The 5,535-nt window shown below is 57.9% G+C and carries 7 protein-coding genes; 3 read left to right on the forward strand and 4 right to left on the reverse strand.

What is annotated here, in order from left to right; all coding sequences use genetic code 11:
• On the forward strand, window positions 1-954 hold a 954-nt coding region (locus WAQ08_RS19070; RefSeq protein WP_422193837.1), incomplete at its 5' end, for an isocitrate/isopropylmalate family dehydrogenase.
• A 78-nt stretch (window positions 955-1,032) separates the two neighbouring features.
• Here the strand turns inward: WAQ08_RS19070 and WAQ08_RS19075 are convergent.
• Window positions 1,033-1,242, reverse strand: a complete 210-nt coding sequence (locus WAQ08_RS19075) for a cold-shock protein (RefSeq protein ID WP_422193848.1) — start codon at window positions 1,240-1,242, stop codon at window positions 1,033-1,035.
• A 266-nt stretch (window positions 1,243-1,508) separates the two neighbouring features.
• Here WAQ08_RS19075 and clpS point away from each other — a divergent pair, with 266 nt between their 5' ends.
• Together clpS and clpA are read left to right on the forward strand one after the other, a co-directional pair.
• Window positions 1,509-1,826 carry an ATP-dependent Clp protease adapter ClpS gene (clpS, locus tag WAQ08_RS19080; protein WP_422193839.1) on the forward strand — a complete coding sequence of 106 codons (318 nt, stop codon included), beginning with the start codon at window positions 1,509-1,511 and terminating at the stop codon, window positions 1,824-1,826.
• A 50-nt stretch (window positions 1,827-1,876) separates the two neighbouring features.
• Entirely contained in the window at window positions 1,877-4,153 is a 2,277-nt protein-coding gene (gene clpA / locus WAQ08_RS19085; RefSeq protein ID WP_422193841.1) for an ATP-dependent Clp protease ATP-binding subunit ClpA, read from the forward strand.
• A gap of 4 nt (window positions 4,154-4,157) precedes the next feature.
• Here clpA and infA read toward each other — a convergent pair whose 3' ends face one another.
• The 3 genes from infA to WAQ08_RS19100 form a co-directional block, all read right to left on the reverse strand.
• A complete protein-coding gene (gene infA, locus WAQ08_RS19090; protein ID WP_422193843.1) occupies window positions 4,158-4,376 on the reverse strand; it encodes a translation initiation factor IF-1 in 219 nt (72 codons plus the stop codon).
• A 126-nt stretch (window positions 4,377-4,502) separates the two neighbouring features.
• A complete protein-coding gene (locus WAQ08_RS19095) occupies window positions 4,503-5,210 on the reverse strand; it encodes an arginyltransferase (protein ID WP_422193845.1) in 708 nt (235 codons plus the stop codon).
• Window positions 5,211-5,219: 9 nt separating this feature from the next.
• Window positions 5,220-5,535, reverse strand: a 316-nt coding sequence (locus tag WAQ08_RS19100) for a leucyl/phenylalanyl-tRNA--protein transferase (RefSeq protein ID WP_422193847.1), incomplete at its 5' end; no start/stop codon positions are given.

Below are 5,535 nucleotides of genomic sequence, written 5' to 3' on the forward strand. Positions count from 1 at the left end.
CTTTACGCCTTCATACTCCCGATCCGTTTTTTCCCCGGCGTGCAATCACCATTGCGTGATTCACAGCACACCGACATGGTGGTGTTCCGTGAAAACACCGAGGACATTTACGCCGGCATTGAGTGGCCCGCCGACTCGCCGGAAGTTAAGAAGGTCATCGCGTTTCTGCAGAATGAAATGGGCGTCACCAAGATCCGTTTCCCGGAGAGTTCTGCCATCGGTATCAAGCCGGTGTCGCGCGAAGGATCACAACGCCTGGTACGTAAAGCCATCCGGTACGCGGTCGAGAATGACCGTACTTCGGTGACCCTGGTGCACAAGGGCAACATCATGAAGTACACCGAAGGCGGATTTCGCAACTGGGGGTACGAGGTCGCGCGCAACGAATTCGGAGCCGAGCTGATCGATGGCCGTTCGTGGTGTGCGTTTACGAATCCAAGGACTGGCAATCAGATCCTGGTGAAAGACGTAATCGCCGATAATTTTCTTCAGCAGATCCTGCTACGACCGGAAGATTACGATGTGATCGCTACACTGAATCTGAACGGCGATTACATCTCGGATGCGCTCGCGGCGCAGGTCGGCGGCATTGGCATTGCGCCCGGAGGGAACGTCGCCGATTCCATCGCGGTGTTCGAAGCGACCCACGGCACCGCACCGAAGTACGCCGGCAAGAACCAGGTGAATCCCGGGTCCATGGTCCTGTCGGCGGAGATGATGCTGCGGTACATGGGCTGGGTGGAAGCGGCGGAGCTAATTCTCAAGGGTGTGGCCGGGGCGATTGCGGCCAAGCAGCTGACCTACGATCTCGCGCGCGTACGCACGGCGATCCTGCAACCCCGCCGTGGTACCGTGAGTCAGCGCCCGCCGACTGAAGAGGTCGCTCGTCTAATCCCGGGCGCGACGCTGGTAAGCTGTTCCGGCTTCGGTAACGCGATAGTTGAGCACATGTGATTTGATAGATGGAAACAAAAAACCCGGCGTGCGTGCCGGGTCGAGACCGTGCCGAAGCAGTAACGCCCTGGCTCTTGATTATTTGATAAGTGCGCGTATTTGCGATGATTGCGGACCTTTAGGTCCTTCCTGGATTTCAAACTCTACATGCTGGCCTTCTTTGAGTGTTTTGTAACCGTCCATTTCAATCGCCGAGAAGTGGGCAAACACGTCGTCCCCTCCCTCGGCCGGTGTAATAAAGCCGTACCCTTTGCTGGCGTTAAACCACTTCACGAAACCTGTTGCCATAATATTCCCCTGTGCTCCGGCGGAACAAACACCTCCGTTGCTGATCACATCTGATTGACAGCGCGGGCAGCAAACAGTGATAAATCTTGCTGCTTTTTCCAATCAAGTCAAGCAAAGGGGGTACGATAGACCAGCCATGCGCAATGGGCTCTTAAAAAACAGACCTGCTCGCTGGGGATTGAATTTTCGGATTGTGACGGCAGAATAGGGTAGGACCGGCGTGATTCGGTATCGTATTACTATTTTATTCTAATAAGTTATTGGTTATGAACGAAAAAAATCCGCAATACCTCGAGGGTCCGGTAGTTCAGGAAGCGAAGCCGAAGCTCCAGCGGCCATCGCTTTATAAGGTCATTCTGTTGAATGACGACTATACCCCTATGGAGTTCGTCGTCACGGTTGTCGAGCGCTTCTTCCACAAGGATCGTGAAACGGCAACCCGCATCATGTTGCATGTGCATCAGAAAGGGATCGGGATTTGTGGCGTGTATACACGCGAAATCGCAGAAACCAAGGTCCAGCAAGTGATGGCGTTTGCACAGGAACACAAACATCCATTGCAGTGCACGCTGGAACCCGAATGAGGTGCTACTCTCTTTATTAGGCACTTAAGAGACGCACGGAGGTTTACGTCATGTTGTCCCAGGAGCTCGAGTTTTCCCTGAATAACGCTTTCCACGCGGCTCGTGAGAAGCGCCATGAATTCATCACCGTTGAACATCTGCTCCTGGCGCTGCTCGATAATCCGACCGCGGTGCGCGTCCTGCGTGCGTGCGGCGGCAACATCGAGGAACTGCGTCGCAACCTGCTCACGTTCATTACTGAAAACGTACCGGTGCTGCCGGTGGGTACCAAACTCGATACCCAGCCGACCATTGGTTTCCAACGGGTGATTCAGCGCGCCGTCCTGCACGTGCAAGGGGTGGGCAAGAAAGAAGTCACCGGCGCGAACGTGTTAATCGCGATTTACGGTGAAAAGGAATCACACGCGATTTATTTTCTGCACAAGCAGAACATCAGCCGTTTCGATATCGTCAATTTCATCTCGCACGGTATCTCGAAGGTACCGGGTGAGGGCAGCAACGAACTTCCGGCGCCGGATGAGAGCGAAGATGGCGCGCCAAGCACCGAGCGCAGCCCGCTCGATGCCTTTTGTGTGAATCTCAACGAGCAGGCGCGGTTGGGCAAGATCGACCCACTGATCGGCCGCGCGCGCGAGCTCGAGCGCACGATCCAGGTGCTGTGCCGGCGGCGCAAGAACAACCCGCTGTTCGTCGGCGAGGCCGGAGTCGGTAAGACCGCAATCGCCGAAGGTCTGGCGAAGAAGATCGTCGACGGCGAAGTTCCGGAGGTACTCGCGCGCAGCACCATCTATGCCCTCGACATGGGCGGGCTGCTCGCGGGCACGAAGTATCGCGGCGACTTCGAGAAACGCCTGAAGGCGGTGTTGCATCACCTCAAGAAACAGGAGCACGCGATCCTGTTCATCGATGAGATTCACACGATCATCGGCGCGGGTGCGGCCTCGGGCGGCGCCATGGATGCCTCGAACCTGCTCAAGCCGGTGCTCGCGAACGGCGACCTCAAGTGCCTCGGTTCGACCACCTATCAGGAGTACCGCAATATCTTCGAAAAAGATCGCGCGCTGTCGCGCCGGTTTCAGAAGATCGACGTAGTCGAGCCGTCGGTAGAGGAGACCGTCGAAATCCTGCAGGGACTCAAGTCGCGATTCGAAGTGCACCACGGCGTGCGTTATACCAGCCAGGCATTGCGCAGCGCGGTGGAGCTGTCGCATCGCTTCATTAATGACCGCCATCTCCCGGACAAGGCGATCGACGTGATCGACGAGGCCGGTGCCGGGCAGCAATTACTGGCGCCGAGCAGGCGCAAGAAGACCATCGGAGTACATGATATCGAGGCGATCGTTGCCAAGATTGCGCGCATTCCGTCCAAATCCGTGTCCACGTCCGATCGCGAGGCACTGCAGACGCTCGATCGCGATCTGAAGATGGTTGTGTTCGGTCAGGACGAAGCCATCGGCGCGCTGGTGACTTCGATCAAGCTGTCGCGCTCGGGCCTCGGCCATGCCGAGAAACCGGTGGGATCGTATCTGTTCTCCGGACCGACCGGCGTCGGCAAGACCGAAATCACGCGCCAGCTTGCGCGCGTGCTGGGCGTGGAATTGATCCGCTTCGACATGTCGGAATACATGGAGCGGCACACGGTCTCGCGGCTGATCGGCGCGCCGCCGGGCTATGTTGGTTTTGATCAGGGTGGATTATTGACCGAGGCGGTTACCAAACACCCGCACGCGGTGTTGCTGCTCGATGAAATCGAGAAGGCCCACCCGGATGTTTATAATCTGCTGCTTCAGGTCATGGATCACGGCACACTTACCGACAACAACGGTCGCAAGGCCGATTTCCGCAACGTGATCCTGGTGATGACGACCAACGCCGGGGCCGAGCGTCTGGGCCGGGCGTCGATGGGATTCACGGAGCAGAATCACGCCGGTGACGAGATGCTGGACATACAGCGGTTGTTCAGCCCCGAGTTCCGGAATCGTCTGGATGCGATGATTCGCTTCAAGCCGCTCAATGCACAGAGCATCATGCACGTTGTTAACAAGTTCGTGCTCGAGCTTGAGGCCCAGCTCGCCGACAAGCATGTCACCATTGAGCTGGATGAGGCCGCACGCCAGTGGCTTGCGCTGCGCGGGCACGACCCCGTCATGGGCGCACGCCCGATGGCGCGGCTGATTCAGGAGAGCATCAAGAAACCGCTGGCGGATGAAGTGCTTTTCGGAAAGCTCGCGAACGGTGGCCACATACGCGTGAGCGAGAAGAACGATGCGCTGACGCTGGAGTTCGAATCGAGAGCGGCGGTGGCAGAGCGCCCGACGGTAAGTTAATTGTTCAACGGGCGCGGAAGGTGATCCGGCCCTTCGACAAATCGTACGGCGTGAGCTGCACGGTGACGCGGTCCCCGGTAAGAATGCGGATGTAATGTTTGCGCATCTTTCCGGAGATATGCGCTGTTACCACGTGGCCGTTGTCCAATTTCACCCGAAACAGGGTATTTGGGAGAGTTTCAGAGATCGTACCCTCCATCTCGATATGTTCTTCTTTCGCCACGCTTGATTGTGCACTCCGGGTCTGATTGGCGGCGTATGATGCCGTAGTCACCCCGGCGCGTAAAGGCAAAGCGCCACCACAGGCAGCTGAAAAAGTCCGGGATGGACTTTTTCAGAAAATAATCAGCTAAAGACCACCCCAGTGGCCGTCGCGATAGACCTCAAGCGGCCGGAAGTTCGCTTTGTAGGTCATTTTCGGACTGGCCCCAATCCAGTAACCCAGATACACCCAGGGCAGGCGTTTGCGCCGCGCCTCTTCGATCTGCCACAGGATTGCGTACGTCCCGAGACTGCGGGCGGCATCATCCGGATCGAAGAATGTATAAACCGCCGACAACCCGTCGTTCAGCTGATCGATAACGGTAACAGCCGCCAGCCGCTGGCCGATGCGCAGCTCGCAGAACTTGGTTTCGACGCATCGACCAATGAGAAAGCCGCTGTATTTGCGCGGGTCCGGATCGTCCATTCCGCCCCCGGGGTGACGATGCGCCTGGTAACGCTGGTAGAGCACGAAGTGCTCGGGGACAAAGCGCGCCGGTTGCGCGATCACGCACACATCCGCGTTTTTGCGCCAGGTGCGCACCTGTCCGCGCGTCGGTTGAAAGCGTTCGACCGGAATGCGCACCGGGATACACGCGTTGCAATCGCGGCAGTGCGGTCGGTACACGAGGTCGCCGCTGCGGCGGAATCCGAGGCGGGTGAAGTACCCGTAGGCGTCGCGGTTGAGCGGGTAACGCGGGTCAACGAAGAGCGTGGTCGCCGTCTTGCCCGGCAGATAGCTGCACGGGTGCGGCATCGATACGAATACATCCGGGTTTTTTTGCTGTCCGCTCATCTGGAAACGCTAAAACAGCGCAAGCTCAATGTCAAAATTCCAGAGAGCTGATCGGCCGGGAGCGCGTAGCGCAAGGTCGAGCAGCACCAGATAGTCGCGGCGGCTTCGTTCCTCCGCGCCCAGACTCGTCAGGTGCGCCGTCGGCAACTGGCAGTCGATCAGGCTAAAACCCCATTGTTGCACTTGGCGCACAAGGTAAACGAATGCCACCTTGGAAGCATCGTCCGCGAGGCTGAACATCGACTCGCCAAAAAATGCGCCGCCGATGGCGATGCCGTAAAGCCCGCCCACCAGACTGTTGTCGCTCCAGACCTCGACGGAATGC

The sequence above is a fragment of the Aquabacterium sp. genome (assembly GCF_049274795.1).
In the GTDB taxonomy this organism is placed as follows: domain Bacteria; phylum Pseudomonadota; class Gammaproteobacteria; order Burkholderiales; family Burkholderiaceae_C; genus Aquabacterium.